The organism is Blautia hansenii (genome assembly GCF_013304445.1).
GTDB lineage: Bacteria > Bacillota > Clostridia > Lachnospirales > Lachnospiraceae > Blautia.
Genome location: NZ_JAAITA010000001.1, coordinates 221,406 through 240,870, shown reverse-complemented (window position 1 = coordinate 240,870; position 19,465 = coordinate 221,406). Strand labels below are relative to the sequence as shown.

The window sequence follows — 19,465 nt, the reverse complement described above, 5'->3', positions numbered from 1 at the left end:
GTCAATTTCATTTTAGGATATTTTCTAAATTTTTTCTAAAATCTTTTCTATAAAGCCCGAATTCTGGGAACTTCATCGATATGAAGGTATCTGCTCAATGCCTTTACAATAATGTCATGATTGACAAAATGGCTCTGGTTGGTCACCATAATGGCTCCGATAACGCCCACTTCTTCCACACGCACCGGAAATCCCCCGCCCAGGCAGGAATATTCTTCTTTTCCCAGTCCGATGTCTTCCATGGTTTCTTCGCTCCTTTTCAGTTCGCTGTACAGAAGCATGGTGCTTTTTTCCATACGGGAAACCGACGCAAACATCTTGTCCGCCCAGATTTCATTGTTTGGTGTTGTGCCGTTGCCTGCGTACTTAAACACTGTGTATCCATTGTTCAGACGAATTTCCACCGTGGTATCCAGTTCCCGCTTCTTTGCCTCCGCAACCAGCAGATTGCCAAGTTCCCATGCATCCTCATTGGTAAAATGATTGAACTGCAAAATTTCCTCCTGCATAGCCAGAACCGTAATTACTTCTTCAACTGTCATAACAGACACCTCCTGTCTCTTACCGGATTCTGTCCGGAAAACCAACCTTACGCTGTACCTTTCTCAGCGTTTTATTTGCAAAATACTGGGCTTTTTCTGCATTTTCCTTAATAATGGAATCCAGATATCCCTTATCTTTTTCCAGTCTTGCCACTTCATCCTGCAAAGGCTTTAACACACTGACAACCGCTTCTCCCACAGCCATCTTCAAATCTCCATAGCCTTTTCCTTCAAATTCTCTGATTGCTTCCTCGGAAGTTTTGCCCAGACATGCACAGTAAATATCAATGAGGTTTTTCAATCCCGGCTGTTCGTCTCTATAGGCAATGCAGGCTTCTGAATCTGTCACCGCCCGTTTACACTTTCTCATAATAGTATCCGGGTCATCCATAAGATAGATACTGCCGTTTGGATTTTCGTCAGATTTGGACATTTTCTTCGCAGGGTCCTGCAGACTCATAATCTTAGCGCCTACCTTGCCGATATAGGCTTCCGGAATGGTAAACACATCACCATAAATGTTATTGAAGCGGATGGCAATATCACGAGTCAGTTCCAGGTGCTGCATCTGGTCAATGCCTACCGGCACCACATCTGCCTGATATAGAAGAATATCGGCTGCCATCAGCACCGGATACGTAAAGAGTCCCGCATTGATGTTATCCGCATGCTTTGCAGATTTGTCTTTAAACTGGGTCATGCGGTTTAATTCCCCCATATAGGTAAAGCAGTTTAAAATCCATGCCAGCTCTGCATGTCCTGACACATGAGACTGGTAATAAATACAGTTCTTCTTAGGGTCCAGACCTGCCGCAAGATATAAAGTCAGCAGCGCTCTCGCTCTCTTTCTGAGGGTTGCCGGGTCCTGGCGCACCGTAATGGAATGCATATCCACCACACTGTAAAAGCACTCATATTCATCGCTTAAAGTCACCCAGTTTTTCAGCGCTCCCAGATAATTTCCCAGTGTCAGGTTTCCGGTGGCCTGCATACCGCTGAATAAAACTTTTTTATCATTGATCATCTCTTCTGTCCTCCAACTACTACAATTTCCCTTTATTTGTCTATTTTAGCACGTTTCTTTTCTGTCAGCAACCTTGTTCTGTCTCTGTTTTCTATTATTTTTCCACAATTATCAGAAACATCGGAGTTGACTGATAATTTGCTTTTTCTTCTTCACTCCAGACTTCCTTCCAGACCTCCTCTTCCACAAGCACCTGGTTCGGAGAAAATTGTCCGAGCACCTGCTTATCCCATGTGGGCCTTGCAATCCGGCTTAACGGCACCTCTCTTGCAATCTCCTCCATGGCGTCAATATCCGTACAGGTGTAGTGGTCACTCAGCTGCAGTTCCTCCACTCTGGCTCTGTCTTCTTCATAGGCTCTGCGCTTCTCCTGGTCGAAAAGATGATGGTACCAGTTGGCGTCATAATTTAAAAGGATGCCGCCTTTTTTCAGAACTCTGATCCACTCTCCATAGGCTTTTTCCGGCTTCTCCAGATTCCAGGTCAGATTTCTGGAAACCACCACATCAAAAGTCTCTGATGCAAATGCAAGATTTTGGGCATCCATTTGCTGCCAGTGGATTTTTCCTGCAAGTTTCCCTGCATTTTGTTTCGCTTCTTTTAACATTTCTTCTGTATAATCCACTGCTGTCACCTGATATCCCGCTTCTGCCAGAATAATCGCGAAAAATCCCGGACCTGTACCAATATCCAGTACCTTTGTCTCTTCCGGTTTTTTCCCTTTCAGATGGCTCATCAGATTTTTCTTCCATTTTTCCCGCTGTTCTGTAGCCAGCTCGCCCTGATTCACCTGAGAATAGCCCTCTGCTCTTCCCGTCCAGTATTCTTCGATTTTATCTAATAATTCCATGTTGATTTCTCCGTTTCCGCAAAATTCTCTACCTGAAAAAGTATACCACGTCTTCCCCCGGTTTCACAACCCTGCCCTCCGGTTATTTCCCTTGCGTCCCTGGAGAAAAACCAGTATAATAAAGCTACAATACCAAAAGAAAAGAGGACACAGCATGGAAAAAATTGCAAGCTTTACCATTGACCATATAAAATTAAAACCCGGTGTCTATGTATCCCGGAAAGACCATGTAGGCGCGGAAGTTATCACCACCTTTGATTTGCGCATGACTTCTCCCAACGACGAACCGGTTATGAACACCGCAGAAGTCCACACCATCGAACATCTGGGTGCCACCTTCCTGCGCAATCACCCGGATTTCGGCACAAAAACCGTATACTTTGGGCCAATGGGCTGCCGCACCGGATTTTACCTGCTTCTTGCCGGAGATGACTCCTCCAGAGATATTCTTCCTCTGGTTACGGAGATGTTCACCTTTATCCGTGATTTTCGCGGCGAAGTACCAGGGTCCTCTGCAAAGGACTGCGGCAATTATCTGGATATGAATCTGCCTATGGCCAACTGGCTGGCAAAAAAATACTTAGAGGAAGTTTTAACCAATATCACCGAAGAGCGCCTGGTTTATCCGCAGTAATACTCTTGACAAAACAAGGCTGCCGCCTTTAAGCAGCAATCCAGAATTTTCTCGATATGCGCTTAAAGCGGCAGCCCTGTTTCTACAGCTTCTTTTCTGTCTAAATCTCTCAATTCCCCTTCATTGGAAACCTCGTAATAAAACACATCTTCCAAATGGTGTTTCAGCACGCGCTTTCCCCCTATATCTCCTGTGAGTTCCAGCAGTTCTTCCACATATTTCTGATGAAAAATCACCGGATTTCCGGCAATCCCCTCCTTACACACACAGCCAATGCCTTTCCCGGTTTTTAAAAATGCGGACACAAATTCTTCTACGGTTCTTTCTGTTAAAAAAGGCTGGTCTGCCACAAAAAACAGATAATAATTCTCCTTTTCCTCCCGGCTCTTTTCCATAGCGGCTGCAAGTCCCAGCTGCAAAGAGGAGGAAATGCCCCTGCTGCTGTCCCGGTTTTCCACTGCTGTCATGCCCTGTTTTTCTGCATACTGCCGAATTTCTTCATACTGCGTTACAACGGTCAGCGTCTGCAGTTTCTTCTTTTTCTGCAAATGGAGCAGCCGTTCCGTCAAAAACCGATACATAGGCTTTCCCTCTATCTCATACAGCAGCTTGTTTTCTCCGAATCTCCTGGAAAATCCCGCGGCCAGAACAATCCCGTGTACAGCTTTCGTCCAGTCATGAAGAAATACCGGCACAGAAAGCTGTTCCTGTAGTTTTTTTCTGCTTTCTTCGGAATTTTGCAGCACATCTGCCTGATTCAGAATAACTGCCAGCTTTCCCTGAGAAAAGTCTCGTTTCAGACGGCGGACATATCCCTGTTCCAACAGAATCCCCAGCAGCTCTTCTGTCACTATCCGTTCTCCGCTTTCCTGTCCCGCCTCTGTTTCCAGAATTTTTTCTGCTTCTTCTATACGATGGCACACTTCTTTCAAAGGTTTTCCCAGCGCCGAAGCTCCTGTTAGAATGAAAATATGCGTTGTATCCTCATAAAGGATCGGTTCTTGTTTTCCCGGCACTTTCATGGGAAATCTTCTGGAGCCGTCTGCCTCTAAAAGCACACAGTCCGCCTCTGCTGCGGTTTGTTCATAGACTGTGCGGGAAAGCGGGCCAATTTTTCCTCCTTCTTTCACCGGCAGACCCGCCGCTGCTGCACCTTCCCGTTTCAGCAGCGCACAAATTGCTTCTCCGTCATCCTCTGTTATGTCTTTCAGCGGGAAATTTTTCGGATTCTCCATATGAGCAGAAGTCGTAACCAGCACTTTTTTTCCCTGTTTCTTCCACTGTTGTGCCAGCTCCAGCATGCAGCTGGTTTTTCCCCCGGCGCCCACAAAGGCCACGCGCATATGAGACCTTTCTCCCATTTCTTCTATCATTTCACAAAGTTTCATGAAGCTGCTTCTTTCCCAATATTCCTTTTTCCCAGGCACAGACCAGTTCCAGCACACCTCCGGCAATACACCTGGCTTTGTCCGAAATCAGGGCGCAGTGCGCCTGGGATTCCTTCCTGGGGTCTACATCTGCCAGCTTAAAATGTTCTGTCACCTCAAATCCATCCTGTAAAATTCCCCGTACCACGCCGGAAATCTGTGTGTACACTCCAATATTTTCCTTTTCCCGCTGAATATATCCGATACGCTGTCCTGCTTCCACCCAGTCTCCGATTTCTTTCTCCCTTCGGAAAACACCCGCACAGGGCGCATGCATCACCCGTTCCTTTCCATATCCGCCTATAAGGCCCGGCACTCCGGTATTTGGTATGGCACTGCCTTTTTCGATTTTTCTTCCCAGATAGTGTCCCCGCTTGGTTTCAATCACATAGTCCACATCTTCTCCTGCCGTAAAGCCCGGTCCAAGTCCTATAGTCAGGTCCGCCATATCCCTTCTGGTTCCCAGGTTTTTCTTTGCCAGAATCCCGTCTATTAAAATATCCGGGTGATACTGTTTCAGGCACTCCCCACTGGGGTCTGTCAACAGCATGGGACGGTTCCACCTTACTGTTTCCATGGCTTCCTGAAAACTGTCCACCTTTGTGCACACAATGCCCTCCACTTCCATGGTTCCCTCATATACAGCCTGACAAAAAGACACCTTCTGCCGGATAGCGGAAGGCTTCGTGTCCTCTAAAATAATCACCGGATACCCGCTCTGGCACAGACGGTGTATGGTTCCGGTTGCCAAATCTCCGCCGCCTCTTACAATAATAGGTTTCATATTCTGTCCTTTCTTATGGTTTGAGAATCAAATCTGCCTGGACCTGGGTCTGCACAATCTGATACATATTGACTACATTTCCCACTGCCAGTTTTTCTTTCAGCCCATAGAAATCAAGACAGGTACCGCAGGTGCAGATTTCCACGCCTTCTTCCTCCAAAAGCTTCAAGTCCTCCAGAACCGGAGAATCCTCACATGATAAAAAGGCGCCGCTGTTATAAAACAGTACAGCCGAGGGTAGTTGTTCCAACTGGGTCAGGGCATAAACAAAACCTTTGATAAGAATTTTCCCCAGTTTTTCCTCTCCTTCTCCCATTTTGTCAGAGGACAGCACCACAACGGTTTTCTTTCCTGTTTTTATACTGCAGTTTTCCAGTTCCACGGTTTCCTGTACCTTGGCTTCATCCGTTTCCTGCTGTACGGTAAGGATAACTTCATATTCCTTTTCTCCCTTTTTTCGGAATTTATAATCTGCTTTCTGGGACGCTGCCAGCTTGCGAAGATTTTCCACAGCAATGGTATTATCCACAAGCACGCAGATTTCCTCTCCTTTTCTGCCGTTATCCATAGCCTTTTTTGTCAGGATGACCGGTTTCGGGCAGGCCATGCCCCTTGCGTCAATTTTTGTTTCCATAGTTCTATTTCCTTTCATATAACATAACTTCATGTATTCCCTGTATCTGAATCGCGCCTTCTTTTGCCGCCTGTTCTACAGTTCTTTTCTGTTCTATCTCCGTGCACCAGGCCAGACCGCACTCTGCGGAAATACTGCCCGGCAGGGGAATCAGCCTTCCCGGCAGGTTTTTCCGCTGAAACCATTGCTCTGCCGCCATGGCCTGTGTGGTAGTGGAAAACGACAGAACCAGCCGCTTTACTCTTTCTCTCATATAGGTTCTCCTGTTTCTCTTGCAATCAGTATAACAAAAAAACTCTTGATTTCTCAAGAGTTTTCAGAGCTGCCTAGCGGACTTGAACCGCCGACCTCCGCCTTACCAAGGCGACGCTCTACCGACTGAGCCAAGGCAGCATAACTTTTATTTTTCTGCTGTGTGCTTACCACAGTTATAGACTATACCAAAAAGTTATGCGCCTGTCAACCTTTTTCTTCTATTTTTTCACTAAATTTTTCAACTCTTCCCCTGCCATATACCGTCTTACATTTTCTACAGCAATAGATACCACATTTCTCAGGGTTTCCGGCAAATGATAAGAGCCGGAAATATGAGGTGTTATAAACGCAGTTGGAATATCCCATATCCTGTGTTCTTTCGGAAGGGGCTCCGGACTTGTGACATCAAGAGCTGCGCCCGCCAGGTGACCAGATTCCAGTACATCACACAAATCCTCTGTACAGATCAGATCTCCTCTTCCGCCGTTTAAGAAAAAGCTTCCCTCTTTCATAAGCGCAAACCGCTTTTTGCCAAACAAGCCTCTTGTCTCCTGTGTACTGGGCAGGAAAGAAACTACCGAATCAGCCCTCTGCAGCAGTTCGTCCAGCTCGCTCATAACATGCAGTTCGTCCATACAATCCGGACAGGGGGCCAAAGTTCGTTTCACACCTATCACATAAGCCCCCAGGGCATGGGCAAGCTCTGCGAAATGCAGACCAATATCTCCGGTTTCCAACACCAGAATCACAGAATCCGCAATGGAGGTCACTTCTCCCTCATCTCCCCACATATGCTGTCTTTGCAGGTCACGATATAAATGCAGTTTTTTCTGCATAGCCAGAAGCATTGCAAACATATGCTCAGAAACCGCTTTTCCATAAGCACCGCTGCTGTTGGTCAAAAGAGTTTTCTCTCTTAATATCCCCTCTTTTACATAATCGTCAAAGCCTGCCGAATTCAAATGCAGCCACTCCAGACGCTCTGCCTCTTTTACCATCTCTGCCGGCACATTGCCCAGTATAATTTCTGCTCTCTTTACCTCTTCTGCAGTTATGGACTGCAAATCCCGAAAGCAAAGTTCTGCCCCGGCTGCTGCCTCTTCCAGGCGTTTCTTTTGATTCTCTGTAAATGGAATCACCGTTAAGATTCTTTTTTTCTCCATTTTTTCACCTCTGATGCTCTTTCATCCCATGGATTTTACTGCGAATTCTCTGCAGGGCATTGTCCACAGATTTTGCCGGTTTCCCTATTCTTTCTGCAATTTTCCGATAGTCCATCCCCTGCAGATACAAATCCAGCACCTGGTTTTCAAAAGGACTTAATACCTTCTGAATCCTCTTTGACAGATTATCTGCATTTTCCCTGCCGATGACAATCTCCTCCGGGTTCAGCTGTATGGTATCCTCTGTATTCATCAGAGGTCCGTCCTCCTGACTCAAGGAAATATAGGTATTTAAAGGCCTGTGCTTCTGTCTTCCGGAAATCTCAATGGCCTTGCCCATCTGACGCTCCACGCACAGATTGGCAAACGTAGAGAAAGACGCATTCTTTCCGGGCTGATACCCCTGCACCGCTTTAAAAAGCCCCAACATGCCCTCCTGAATCAAATCCTCCTGCTCTCCGCCGATAAGGAACATGGCATGGGCCTTTTTCAGCACCATGCCTTTATATTTTTTCACCAGATACTCTTCCGGTCCGCTTTCCCCTTTTCGCAAAAGCTCAATCAACTGTTCATCTGATAATGCTTCATAATTTTTCATGTTCAGAACCTGTATCTTCTATCCTTACCGCCCCATTCTCTGGCGCACAATTTCAAAGGCCAGCACTCCGGCTGCCACAGACGCATTCAGGGAATCAATATCTCCCTTCATGGGAATGGATGCAATAAAATCACATTTTTCCCTTACCAGTTTGGAAACTCCGTCTCCCTCATTGCCGATAACCAATCCCATAGGACCTTTCAAATCCAGATCATACATGGTGGTGCCGCCCATATCCGCGCATACAAACCACATGCCTTCTTTTTTCAGCTGTTCAATGGTTCTTGCCATATTCGTCACCTTTGCCACGGGTGTATAATTCAGCGCTCCTGCAGAGGTTCTGGCTACCGTAGCAGTCAGTCCCACCGCTCTGTTTTTCGGGATAATCACCCCATGTGCCCCGGCCAGATTGGCGGTACGGATAATGGCGCCCAGATTGTGGGGATCTTCGATATTATCCAGCAGAATCAAAAAAGGCGGTTCTCCTTTTTCTCTTGCCACTTCCAGTATATCCTCCACTTCCGCGTAGTTATAAGCAGCCGTCATGGCAATCACGCCCTGGTGCATGCCGGTTTCCGACATCTGCTCCAGACGTTCCTTCTTCACAAATTTCACCATGGTGTCATGCTTTTTGGCTTCTCTTAAAATGGTACGGACAGGACCGTCCTCACATTTTTCCAGCACAAAAAGTTTGTCCACGGATTTTCCCGAACGAAAAGCTTCCAGCACTGCATTCCGTCCCTCTATTTTAGTTTCCTGGAATTTATTCTCCATCTGTCTCTCCTTTTGTTTCTTCTGTCATTCCCAGCTTTATCAGTTCCAACATCCGCTCCCACTGTTCCGTCAGATACAGATATCCCATAAGGGCTTCAAATCCTGTGGCACGACGATAATCCGACATGGTGGCATTCTTTGCCATGGTATAGGATTTGGCATTGCGTCCCCGTTTAAAGACTGCCATCTCCTCTTCTGTAAGATGTGGCTTCAGCTTTTCAATCATTTCTGACTGGGCCGAAGCTTTCACCAGGCGATTGGCTCGCTGATTCAGCTTGTTCACCTGTGTATTCCCTTTTTCCACTAAAATGGTGCGGATAACCAGTTCGTAAATGGCGTCTCCGATATACGCCAGGGTCAGGGGAGAATACGTCCGGATGTCCGTATCCTCCAGCTGAAACAGTTCCTTTATATAACTTAAGCCCGCTTCCATTGTACGCCCTCTCTTGTATCCTTTAAAATAATGCCCATATCTGCCAACTGATCGCGGATTTCATCTGCACGCTTGAAGTTCTTCTCTTTTCTGGCTGTCTGGCGTTCTTCGATTAATCTCTCAATATCTTCGTCTAATACTTCCGCCTCTTTGTTTACCAGAAGCCCCAGCACATCGCTTAAATGCACGATAGTATCCAACAGTTCCTTTACAAATTCCCCGGTGCTTTCCCCACTTGTCTGGGTATTGGAAAATTTTACCAATTCAAAGATGGCTGCAATGGCATCCGCCGTATTGAAATCATCTTCCATGGACTCTTCGTATTTTTTCACATAGCCCTGAATTTCTGCTTCCAGTTCTTTTTCTTTCTCAGTTTTTTCTCCCTGAGGCGCTGTTTCCAGAAGATGTTTCAGCTGCTCTACACAGGTAATAATTCTGTCCAGAGCATTTTTAGAGGATTCCATAAGCTCTGCACTGAAATTCAGCGGGCTTCTGTAATGCGCGTTCAGCATGAAGAAACGCAGTACCTGCAAATCATATTTTTCCCCGATTTCCCTTACGGTAAAGAAGTTGCCCAGAGATTTGGACATTTTCTTATTGTCAATGTTCAGGAATGCATTGTGCATCCAGTATCTTGCAAACTGTTTTCCATTGCAGCATTCGGACTGTGCAATTTCATTTTCGTGGTGAGGGAATACCAAATCTTCTCCCCCTGCATGGATATCAATTTCCTCGCCCAGATATTTCTTGGACATGACGGAGCACTCAATATGCCATCCCGGACGTCCCTCACTCCATGGAGATACCCAGAAAGGTTCTCCCTCTTTTTTCGGTTTCCAGAGTACGAAATCCAGCGGGTCTTCCTTCTGGTCTTCTCCGGACACCTGCAGAGAACGGAAGCCGGACTGCAAATCTTCCAGATTCTTGTGAGACAGCTTGCCGTATTCCTCAAAGTTTTTCACCCGGAAATAAACGGTTCCGTTGACTTCATAGGCAAAGCCCTTGTCTATGAGTGTCTGAATCATTTCAATCATACCCTGGATTTCCTGGGTAGCCAGGGGATGTGTCGTGGCTGGTTTGACATTCATATCCGCCATATCTTTTTTGCACTCTTTAATATAACGGGTGGAAATCTCCTCCGCACTTACGCCTTCTTCGACAGCTTTTGCAATGATTTTATCATCCACGTCTGTAAAATTGGAAACGTAGTTCACATCATAGCCCTTGTATTCCATATAACGGCGCACCGTGTCAAATACAATCATAGGTCTTGCATTTCCAATGTGGATAAAGTTGTAAACCGTAGGTCCGCAGACATACATGCTTACTTTTCCCTCCTGTAAGGGAACAAATTCTTCTTTTCTCTTTGTCAGTGTGTTGTAAATCTTCATAATTTTTGTTACTCCTTTTCTCTTTTTTGCTCTGCCAGTTCTCTTGCCCTGCGGCATTTTGCTTCTCTTTCCTGCATATCTTTCATCTCATAGCTCATTTTCTGAAGTTCTGAACGGAGGCGTTCGTTTTCACGCTGGAGATAATGAATATCCTCCAGGGTTGGGTCAGGCAAATGTACCTGATCCATATCCACTCTTGGCACCTTCTGATTTTCTTTTCGCACCACGCGTCCCGGCACTCCTACTACCGTGCAGTTGGGAGGCACTTCCTCCAGTACCACACTTCCTGCCCCTATTTTGGAGTTTTCTCCAATGGTAAACGAACCCAGAATCTTGGCGCCTGCGCTGACCATTACATTGTCCCGCAGAGTCGGATGACGTTTTCCGGTTTCTTTCCCGGTACCTCCTAAGGTCACACCCTGATACAGGGTCACATTATCGCCAATTACTGTAGTCTCGCCGATAATCACCCCTGCACCGTGGTCAATAAACAGTCCTTTTCCTATTTTAGCCCCCGGATGAATTTCAATACCTGTTTTTCTGGCCGCTCTCTGGGAAATCCATCTGGCCAGAAAATAATGTCCCTTCTCATACAGTCTGTGTGCCTTTCTGTATTGTATCATAACACGAAAACTGGGATACAGTAAAACTTCCAGCGGCGTCTTAATGGCAGGGTCTCTTTCCTGAATTACCTGAAATTCCTCCTTGATACGTCCAATAAATCCCATGTTGCACTTCCTTTCCATGATTCACCGCAAAGCCGTTTTCTTCCTGCTGCCAAAAAGAAAAGCCCCCATACCGTATTGTTACGGTATAGAGGCGAAATACTCCGCGGTTCCACTCTATTTGAAGACAAAATTTCTGTCTGCCACTCCTTTGTCCATAACGCAGACCTGCGTACCCGGCTGTGCCTGTCTCCCCTTTAGAAGAGTCTGCAGACATTCACCGAATCAGCTCCCGAATGCACTTTCCGAAAATTCTTTTAAGGCAGCTTACAGCCGATGACCGCCTCTCTCTGAAAAAGAAGAGTTCCGTACTCTTTTCGTTCCAAGCCTTTTTCTGTCTTTCTTTAGTTTATTCATAAATGAGTGATTTGTCAATGTTTCTTTTCTGATTTTCAACATTCTTTGTTTCCTCTTGTCTTTCCAAATATCCTTTTTACCTGCTGCACTCTATTTTCTCCAATGGATTTTCCAGAAGAACCACAGTCTTTTCTTCTGCATCCAGGGAGACCTCGCATCCAATAGGCAGGGTAAGCATGGGATGTGTATGACAGCAGTCAATCTCTGCCAGTATAGGAATTTCACTTTCTCCCATGACTTCCAATAGAATTTCATAAGGTTTTCTGCCCGTCCCGTTATCATCAAACTTTTCATGTTTTCCCAAAATGACGCCGCTGACTCGGTCAAATACACCTGCCAGTTTTAAAAGGGAAAACGTGCGTTCTATGGTGCAGGCATCTTTTAAGGAATCCTCCATAAACAGAATATCCCCTTTTCGGATTTCCGGCATATAGTCTGTTCCGAAAAAGCCCTCCATGGTATTCAGATTACCACCTATCAGTCTGCCCTTTGCCCTGCCGGGTCTCACGCAAATCCACTGGTTTTTTCTCGGTTCCTTTCCCCTGTCCTGACTGCTCCAGTCTATAAATTCGTCTGTCCAGTATTGGGGAACAGGAAAGGTATACGGCAGATTTCCGTATCCCTGGAGCATCGTTTCAAATTGCTCATATGTCCAGTCCACAAAGGGCGGAAATTCACCGAAAGAAGAGGCCAACGCGGGACCATAGAATACCGGCAGACCTGTCTTTTCATAAATAGCCAGAAGAAGTGCTGTTGTATCTGAATACCCGATGATAATCTTCGGGTGTTTCTTTAAGTATGCATAATCTATATAAGGCAAAATGGAGTTCGTGTTATTTCCTCCGATAGACGCCATTACTATCTCCACTTCTTCCCGATACAAAAGCTGATTAAACTCCTCTGCCCTCTCCCGGATTGTCCCGGAACGGTAGAAATCACTTTTTCCGTATAAACTTCCGTCTAAAACCCGAAATCCTTTCTTCTGTAAATAAGCCTTTCCTCTTTCGTATCGAACCGGTGTGGTAGCCGATATGGGAGAAGAGGAAGAGAATACGCCTATGGTAAGCGGAGTCATGTTTTCTGTTGGTTTCATATACTCACTCCTTGTAAATCATTTTTCCCATTTTAACATACAGAAAATGAAATTTCTATAAGTTTCCTCCGAAAAAACTATTCACAAAAAAGCGTCATCGGTTCTGGTGGTTATATGCCAGAAGATGTGTTTGATGTTCTGAATATCATGAAAAGTGGCAAGTGGGATATAGAAAAACTGATTACACATGAATTTCCCTCTGTTTTTGTTTTGCAATCCCTTCCCAAAAACATAGAAACACCCCGGCCAGGAGGTGTTTCTCCCAACCGGGGTGTTTCTATGCGGAGTTATGTTCTATCAATCTATGGATTAGCAAACGCCCTGTGCAATCATAGCTTCTGCAACTTTTTCAAAGCCTGCTGCATTTGCGCCTACTACGTAATTGCCTTCAAAACCATATTTCTTGGCAGCGTCTGCCATGTTATGGCAGATATTTACCATAATGCCCTGCAATTTGGCATCTACTTCTTCAAAGCTCCAGCTCAAACGCTCGCTGTTCTGAGACATTTCCAGTGCGGAGGTTGCCACACCGCCTGCGTTTGCAGCCTTACCTGGTGCAAAGATAATGCCGTTTTCCTGAAGATATTTTGTCGCTTCCAGAGTAGTTGGCATATTAGCGCCTTCTGCAACTGCGAAACAGCCATTTGCTACCAGTGTCTTCGCATCTTCCAAATCCAGTTCATTCTGTGTTGCACATGGAAGAGCCACATCACATTTTACGCTCCATACGCCTTTGCCTTCGTGGTATTCTGCATTCGGTCTGTATTTTGTATATTCTGTCAGACGTGCGCGTTTCACTTCTTTGATATCTTTTAATGCTGCCACGTCAATGCCGTCCGGATCGTATACCCAGCCTGTGGAATCAGAGCAGGTTACTGGCTTTGCACCTAACTGGTATGCTTTTTCGATAGCATAAGTAGCTACGTTTCCGGCACCGGAGACAACAACGGTCTTTCCTGCCAGTTCTTTTCCGTTGATTTTTAACAATTCCTCTGTCAGATACAGAAGTCCGTAGCCTGTAGCCTGTGTTCTTACTAAAGAACCGCCGTAAGTCAGACCTTTTCCTGTCAGCACGCCTTCATAGGAATCGCGGATTCTCTTGTACTGACCAAACAGATAGCCGATTTCTCTTCCGCCTACACCAATATCTCCTGCAGGTACGTCTGTGTCAGCGCCAATGTGACGATACAGTTCTGTCATAAAGCTCTGGCAGAAAGCCATCACTTCTCTGTCCGATTTGCCTTTCGGGTCAAAATCACAACCGCCTTTGCCGCCGCCGATAGGAAGACCTGTCAAAGAGTTTTTGAAAATCTGTTCAAAGCCAAGGAATTTAATAATTCCAAGGTATACAGACGGATGGAATCTCAAACCGCCCTTGTAAGGTCCGATAGCGCTGTTGAACTGTACACGGTATCCTTTGTTTACCTGTACATTTCCCTTGTCATCTACCCACGGAACGCGGAACATAATAACTCTTTCCGGTTCTACCAGACGCTCTAAAAGAGCCTCTTTACGGTATTTTTCTTCATTGGCTTCTACAACCGGTCTTAAAGAATCCAGAACCTCTTTCACCGCCTGATGAAATTCCGGTTCTCCTGGATTTTTCTTTACTACTAATTCAATAACCTCATCTACATATGACATGACCGTTCCTCCTGTTAAAAGATATTGTATTTATTATGGTTTGTATTATAAATCCATATTCTTAATTTTGCAAGTTTATTTTTCATTTCCTGCATATTTTTTAATTATATCTTATATTCCACAATTTTATAAAATGTAATTGAAACTTTTCTCTATATGTGTTTCATTTATTACTGTATCCTGGTGGTCCAGGAAGAACAGTCCCACACGTCTGTGGCAAGCCCTTCGTAGAATTCCGGTTCATGGCACACCATAAGAATGGTCCCCTTGTACTCTTTCAACGCCCTCTTTAATTCGTCCTTGGCCTCCACATCCAAATGATTCGTAGGCTCGTCCAAAATCAGCACATTGCTCTCTCGGTTCATAATTTTACAAAGCCGTACCTTTGCCTGCTCTCCACCGCTTAACACCCTCACCAGGCTTTCGATGTGTTTTGTGGTAAGTCCGCACTTTGCCAAGGCCGCCCGCACTTCGTACTGGGTATAGGAAGGGAACACATCCCATATTTCCTGAATACAGGTGTTTTTATTTCCTTTTGGCATTTCCTGTTCGAAGTATCCGATTTCCAGGTAATCACCCAACTGTACCTTCCCGGAAAGCGCCGGAATCAAGCCCAGAATACTTTTCAAAAGAGTGGTTTTTCCGATACCATTGGATCCGGTAAGTACGATTTTATCCCCTCTTTCTACCCGTAGATTCAAAGGTTTGGAAAGAGGCTCATCATATCCAATCACCAAATCCTCTGTTTCCACCACAAAACGGCTGGGTGTTCTGGCTGTCTTAAAATGAAATTCCGGCTTTGGTTTTTCCTTTGCCAGTTCAATAACATCCATTTTATCCAGCTTTTTCTGTCTGGACATAGCCATATTCCTGGTTGCCACCCGGGCTTTATTTCTTGCCACAAAGTCCTTGAGTTCACTGATTTCCTGCTGCTGGCGGTTGTAGGCAGCTTCAAGCTGTGCCTTTTTCACTGCATAAACCTCCTGGAAGTGGTCATAGTCTCCCACATACCGGTTTAATTCCTGATTATCCATATGGTAAATCAGGTTTACCACACTGTTTAAAAACGGAATATCATGAGAAATAAGAACAAACGCATTCTCATATTCCTGCAGATAGCGTTTCAGCCATTCAATGTGCTCTACATCCAAATAGTTGGTGGGCTCGTCCAAAAGCAGAATATCCGGTTTTTCCAAAAGCAGTTTTCCCAGAAGAATCTTTGTTCTCTGACCTCCGCTTAAATCCGTCACATCTTTATCCAGACCAATGGCTGTTAAACCAAGTGCCCGTCCCACTTCTTCCACTTTACTGTCAATAATATAGAAATCATGCATGGTGAGCAGGTCCTGTATGGTTCCCAGTTCTTCCATCATTTTCGTCAGTTCCTCTTCGGAAGCCTCTCCCATCTTATCGCAAATTCCATTCATCTGCTCTTCCAGTTCAAAGAGCCAGGCAAAAGCGGATTTCAATACGTCGCGGATTGTCATCCCTTTTTCCAGTACGGTATGCTGGTCCAGATAACCCACCCGCACATTTTTCGCCCACTGGATTTTGCCTTCATCAGGCATGAGTTTTCCTGTAATAATATTCATAAAGGTAGATTTCCCCTCGCCATTGGCCCCTACCAGTCCAATGTGCTCTCCTTTTAATAAGCGGAAAGAAACATCCTGGAAAATAGCACGGTCACCAAAGCCGTGGGATAAATTCTGCACGTTTAAAATACTCATTTTCTTTTACTCCCTGCCGCAGCATCTGCCGCAGCCTCCTTGTATTCTGTCATCTCCCATCAAATCCTGCACATGAGTCAGAGCGCAGACAGCCTGGGCGGATATCCCTTCCTGGCTTCCCGTAAAGCCCAGCCCCTCCTCCGTAGTTGCTTTGATATTCACCTGATTTTCGCTGATATGCAGCGCCTGAGCCACATTGGCAATCATAGTGTCTATATAGGGCAGAAGCTTGGGTTTCTGCGCTATAATTGTGGCGTCAATATTATTAATCACATACATATTTTCTTCCAGCAGTTTGCCTACATACTGTAAAAGTTTGATGCTGGAAATCCCTTTATACTGAGGGTCTGTATCCGGAAAATGCCTTCCGATATCACGAAGGGCCGCAGCTCCCAACAGGGCGTCCATAATGGCATGTACCACCACATCTGCGTCAGAGTGTCCCAGAAGTCCCTTTTCCCATGGAATGTTCACTCCGCCCAGAATCAGGTCTCTGCCCTCAGTAAGTTTATGAACATCATATCCCATTCCTACTCGAATCATAATTTTCCCTTTCCCAAATCCTTTCTCTTATTCCACAGAAATTACTTCGTAACCTGCCTCTTCCACTGCTTTTGTCAATTCTTCTTTTGTTACATGAGCTTCTGCTTCCACATAAGCCTCTTTTTTCTCCAGATTCACCTCTGCCTTTACGCCTTCCAGTGCATTTAAAGCCTTGGTCACTGCTGCCTGGCAGTGCTGACACATCATTCCTTCAATTTTCATCTTATACATCATTTTTTCCTCCTTATCTTCAACCGCCTGTGCGGCATTTTCTTCTATTCTCTGCGGCGCTTTCAAAGCCTGGAAATACCGCAGCCTCAGGGCATTGGATACAACAAACAGACTGCTGAGACTCATGGCTGCCGCTCCAAACATGGGGCTTAATTTTAATCCAAACATGGGATAGAGCAGACCTGCCGCCAGGGGAATTCCGCAGGTATTATAGAAAAAGGCCCAAAACAGATTCTGCTTAATATTGCGGATAACGGCCTTACTCAGACGGATGGCCGTCACCACATCCAGCAAATCATTTTTCATCAGCACAATATCTGCACTCTCAATGGCTACGTCTGTTCCTGCGCCAATGGCAATGCCCACATCTGCTCTGGCAAGGGCAGGCGCATCGTTGATGCCGTCTCCTACCATTGCCACCACCTGTCCGGATTTCTGGATATTTGCCACTTCTCTTTCTTTATCCTGGGGCAGTACCTCTGCAATAACGTTATCAATCTCCAGCTGTTTCTGAATGGCCTTTGCCGTTCTGGCATTATCCCCTGTAAGCATAATAACCCGAATCCCCAGTTTTTTCAACTCTTTTACAGCCTGTGCACTGGTTGGTTTTACCACATCTGCGGCTCCGATAATGCCCAGCACCTGCTTTTCATCAGCAAAAATCAGCGGTGTTTTGCCATCTTCTGCCAGTTTTTCCATGAGCGGCTGTATTTCCCTGCAGTCGACATGATGCTCTTCCATCAGCTTGCTATTCCCTGCATAGTAGGTTTGTCCTTCTATAACGGCCTGCACGCCTTTTCCCGTTACTGCCAGAAAATTTTCTGTCTCCGGCAAAGCTGTATTTTCTTCTTTTACCTTTGCCAGAATGGCTTCTGCCAAAGGGTGCTCGCTTTTCATTTCCAAAGCCCCCGCAATTTCCAACAGCTTTTGCGGGCTTGTATGCACCGGATAGATATCCGTAACCACAGGTTTTCCCTGGGTAATGGTTCCCGTCTTGTCCAGTACCACGCTCTGAATGTTGTGCGCCACTTCCAGGGCTTCTCCGGACTTAATCAATATGCCGTTTTCTGCCCCCTTTCCGGTGCCTACCATAATGGCAACCGGTGTAGCCAGTCCCAAAGCGCAGGGGCAGGAAATCACCAGCACTGCAATGCCGCAGGAAAGCGCAAATTCAAAACCTGCACCAAGAAGCAGCCACACTGCAACGGTAACCAGTGCAATTCCCATAACCACCGGAACAAAAATGCCTGCAATCTTATCTGCCATTCTGGCAATAGGAGCCTTGCTGGCGCTGGCCTCCTCCACCAGCCGGATAATCCGGGAAAATACCGTATCGTCCCCTGTTTTGTCTGCCTTCATTTTGAAAAATCCGGTTTTATTCATGGTAGCTGCAATGACCCGGTCGCCTGCTGCTTTAAATACAGGAATGCTCTCTCCCGTAATCGCGGCCTCGTCTACACTGGTGCTTCCTTCCAGAATCACCCCATCCGCCGGCACACTTTTTCCCGGTTTTACATGCAGAATATCCCCCGGCAGTATCTCCTGTGCCGGAATCTCTGTGACCACACCGTTGCGCTCTGCAAGCGCTGTCTTTGGTGCCAAATCCAGCAGTTTTTTTAAGGCGTCTCCCGTCTTCCCCTTAGAACGTGCTTCCAGATACTTCCCTATATTAATCAATGCCAGAATCATCACCGAAGATTCAAAATACAAATCATGACGATATTGATTCACCAGTTCAAAATTCTGTACTCCCAATCCATAGCCCATGCGGTAAATGGCAAAAATTCCATAAATCAGCGATGCACCGGAGCCCACTGCAATCAGAGTATCCATGTTGGGCGCACCGTGAAGCAGTGTACTGAAGCCCTTGCTGAAATAGGCCCGGTTCATGTACAATACAGGCAGACACAGCAGAAACTGCGTAAACGCAAAGGCTACCGCATTTTCCGTTCCCGAAAGAACGACTGGCAAAGGCAGACCTGCCATATGTCCCATAGACACATACATCAGGGGAATCAGAAATACAAATGACCAGATTGTTCTCTTCTTCATCTCCATCAAATGTTCCTGGACGGGATTGGCTCTTTTCACTTCTGCGTTTTGTGCCTTTCCTCTTGTTTCCGACGAGCCTGCTGCCGGAGACGCACCGTATCCGGCATGTACAACTGCCTCTATAATTCCCTGTTCCTTCAGAATTTCATCGTCATATTCCACCTGCATACTGTTAGTCAGAAGATTGACACTGACCTCTTTCACCCCTTCCAGCTTGCGGACGCACTTTTCCACCCTGGAAGAGCAGGCCGAGCAGGTCATGCCTGTCACATCAAATTTTCCCTTCATCTTCACACTTCCTCTCTACATGATTTTCCCCAACATCGTCACCAGTTCGTCTACCTTTTCCTCCCTCTCCTCGTCTGTCTTGGCATTGGTAACACAGCTCTTTAAATGGGCTGTGAGAATCTCCTTGTTTGCCTTATTTAAAATGGCTTCTGTAGCCATAAGCTGATGTGAAATGTCCATACAGTAACGATCTTCCTCCACCATCTTGAGTATACCGTCTATTTGTCCTCTGGCTGTTTTTAAAAGTCTGTTTATCTTCGCTTTATCTGCCTGCATCTCTTTTCCTCCCTACACCC

General features: G+C 45.9%; 20 protein-coding genes, 1 tRNA gene and 1 other annotated feature. Of the genes, 1 reads left to right on the top strand and 20 read right to left on the bottom strand.

Going from position 1 to position 19,465, the window contains the following annotated elements:
- Window positions 1-47: 47 nt before the first annotated feature.
- The 3 genes from G5A70_RS01130 to G5A70_RS01120 all read right to left on the bottom strand — a co-directional run bounded on the left by G5A70_RS01130 (window position 48) and on the right by G5A70_RS01120 (window position 2,416).
- Window positions 48-542 (bottom strand): heme-degrading domain-containing protein, encoded by a 495-nt coding sequence (locus G5A70_RS01130; RefSeq protein ID WP_173747285.1) that lies wholly within the window; start codon window positions 540-542, stop codon window positions 48-50.
- Between the two features lie 19 nt (window positions 543-561).
- The gene (gene trpS / locus G5A70_RS01125) at window positions 562-1,566 is read right to left on the bottom strand and encodes a tryptophan--tRNA ligase (RefSeq protein ID WP_173747284.1); all 1,005 of its coding nucleotides are present in this window, start codon (window positions 1,564-1,566) and stop codon (window positions 562-564) included.
- Window positions 1,567-1,660: 94 nt separating this feature from the next.
- Window positions 1,661-2,416 carry a class I SAM-dependent methyltransferase gene (locus tag G5A70_RS01120; protein ID WP_173747283.1) on the bottom strand — a complete coding sequence of 252 codons (756 nt, stop codon included), beginning with the start codon at window positions 2,414-2,416 and terminating at the stop codon, window positions 1,661-1,663.
- A 154-nt stretch (window positions 2,417-2,570) separates the two neighbouring features.
- Between G5A70_RS01120 and G5A70_RS01115 the strand changes: the two genes are divergently transcribed.
- The gene (locus G5A70_RS01115) at window positions 2,571-3,050 is read left to right on the top strand and encodes an S-ribosylhomocysteine lyase (RefSeq protein ID WP_173747282.1); all 480 of its coding nucleotides are present in this window, start codon (window positions 2,571-2,573) and stop codon (window positions 3,048-3,050) included.
- A gap of 62 nt (window positions 3,051-3,112) precedes the next feature.
- Here the strand turns inward: G5A70_RS01115 and yqeC are convergent, their stop codons facing one another.
- The 17 genes from yqeC to G5A70_RS01030 form a co-directional block, all read right to left on the bottom strand.
- The gene (yqeC, locus tag G5A70_RS01110; protein WP_173747281.1) at window positions 3,113-4,438 is read right to left on the bottom strand and encodes a selenium cofactor biosynthesis protein YqeC; all 1,326 of its coding nucleotides are present in this window, start codon (window positions 4,436-4,438) and stop codon (window positions 3,113-3,115) included.
- Window positions 4,425-5,261: a selenium-dependent molybdenum cofactor biosynthesis protein YqeB gene (yqeB, locus tag G5A70_RS01105; protein ID WP_173747280.1), complete on the bottom strand. Its 837-nt coding sequence runs from the start codon at window positions 5,259-5,261 to the stop codon at window positions 4,425-4,427. Before yqeB ends, yqeC begins: the two co-directional genes overlap by 14 nt.
- 13 nt (window positions 5,262-5,274) lie before the next feature.
- Window positions 5,275-5,895 carry a sulfurtransferase-like selenium metabolism protein YedF gene (gene yedF / locus G5A70_RS01100; RefSeq protein WP_173747279.1) on the bottom strand — a complete coding sequence of 207 codons (621 nt, stop codon included), beginning with the start codon at window positions 5,893-5,895 and terminating at the stop codon, window positions 5,275-5,277.
- A 4-nt stretch (window positions 5,896-5,899) separates the two neighbouring features.
- Window positions 5,900-6,148, bottom strand: coding sequence for a DUF3343 domain-containing protein (locus G5A70_RS01095; RefSeq protein ID WP_173747278.1), 249 nt, complete (start codon window positions 6,146-6,148; stop codon window positions 5,900-5,902).
- A 67-nt stretch (window positions 6,149-6,215) separates the two neighbouring features.
- Window positions 6,216-6,288: transfer RNA gene (locus tag G5A70_RS01090), tRNA-Thr, on the bottom strand.
- An 80-nt stretch (window positions 6,289-6,368) separates the two neighbouring features.
- The gene (locus G5A70_RS01085; protein ID WP_173747277.1) at window positions 6,369-7,313 is read right to left on the bottom strand and encodes a D-2-hydroxyacid dehydrogenase; all 945 of its coding nucleotides are present in this window, start codon (window positions 7,311-7,313) and stop codon (window positions 6,369-6,371) included.
- A gap of 4 nt (window positions 7,314-7,317) precedes the next feature.
- Window positions 7,318-7,911 carry a sigma-70 family RNA polymerase sigma factor gene (locus tag G5A70_RS01080; RefSeq protein ID WP_173747276.1) on the bottom strand — a complete coding sequence of 198 codons (594 nt, stop codon included), beginning with the start codon at window positions 7,909-7,911 and terminating at the stop codon, window positions 7,318-7,320.
- 24 nt (window positions 7,912-7,935) lie between these two features.
- A complete protein-coding gene (rlmB, locus tag G5A70_RS01075; RefSeq protein WP_173747275.1) occupies window positions 7,936-8,685 on the bottom strand; it encodes a 23S rRNA (guanosine(2251)-2'-O)-methyltransferase RlmB in 750 nt (249 codons plus the stop codon).
- A complete protein-coding gene (locus tag G5A70_RS01070; RefSeq protein ID WP_173747274.1) occupies window positions 8,675-9,118 on the bottom strand; it encodes a Mini-ribonuclease 3 in 444 nt (147 codons plus the stop codon). Before G5A70_RS01070 ends, rlmB begins: the two co-directional genes overlap by 11 nt.
- Complete coding sequence (cysS, locus tag G5A70_RS01065) at window positions 9,103-10,509, bottom strand: cysteine--tRNA ligase (protein WP_173747273.1); 1,407 nt, start codon at window positions 10,507-10,509, stop codon at window positions 9,103-9,105. The genes G5A70_RS01070 and cysS overlap by 16 nt, the downstream gene beginning before the upstream one ends.
- Before the next feature lie 8 nt (window positions 10,510-10,517).
- Window positions 10,518-11,237 (bottom strand): serine O-acetyltransferase EpsC, encoded by a 720-nt coding sequence (gene epsC / locus G5A70_RS01060; RefSeq protein WP_173747272.1) that lies wholly within the window; start codon window positions 11,235-11,237, stop codon window positions 10,518-10,520.
- Window positions 11,238-11,321: 84 nt separating this feature from the next.
- Window positions 11,322-11,568 (bottom strand) — a binding site (T-box leader).
- 99 nt (window positions 11,569-11,667) lie between these two features.
- Window positions 11,668-12,684, bottom strand: a complete 1,017-nt coding sequence (locus G5A70_RS01055; protein ID WP_173747271.1) for a S66 family peptidase — start codon at window positions 12,682-12,684, stop codon at window positions 11,668-11,670.
- Between the two features lie 309 nt (window positions 12,685-12,993).
- The gene (gene gdhA, locus G5A70_RS01050) at window positions 12,994-14,328 is read right to left on the bottom strand and encodes an NADP-specific glutamate dehydrogenase (RefSeq protein ID WP_173747270.1); all 1,335 of its coding nucleotides are present in this window, start codon (window positions 14,326-14,328) and stop codon (window positions 12,994-12,996) included.
- Window positions 14,329-14,498: 170 nt separating this feature from the next.
- Window positions 14,499-16,055, bottom strand: a complete 1,557-nt coding sequence (locus G5A70_RS01045) for an ABC-F family ATP-binding cassette domain-containing protein (RefSeq protein WP_173747269.1) — start codon at window positions 16,053-16,055, stop codon at window positions 14,499-14,501.
- A 6-nt stretch (window positions 16,056-16,061) separates the two neighbouring features.
- Window positions 16,062-16,595: a 2-C-methyl-D-erythritol 2,4-cyclodiphosphate synthase gene (ispF, locus tag G5A70_RS01040; RefSeq protein WP_294460065.1), complete on the bottom strand. Its 534-nt coding sequence runs from the start codon at window positions 16,593-16,595 to the stop codon at window positions 16,062-16,064.
- A gap of 30 nt (window positions 16,596-16,625) precedes the next feature.
- Window positions 16,626-19,169: a heavy metal translocating P-type ATPase gene (locus tag G5A70_RS01035; protein ID WP_173747267.1), complete on the bottom strand. Its 2,544-nt coding sequence runs from the start codon at window positions 19,167-19,169 to the stop codon at window positions 16,626-16,628.
- A gap of 15 nt (window positions 19,170-19,184) precedes the next feature.
- A complete protein-coding gene (locus G5A70_RS01030; RefSeq protein WP_173747266.1) occupies window positions 19,185-19,445 on the bottom strand; it encodes a metal-sensing transcriptional repressor in 261 nt (86 codons plus the stop codon).
- Window positions 19,446-19,465: the final 20 nt, after the last annotated feature.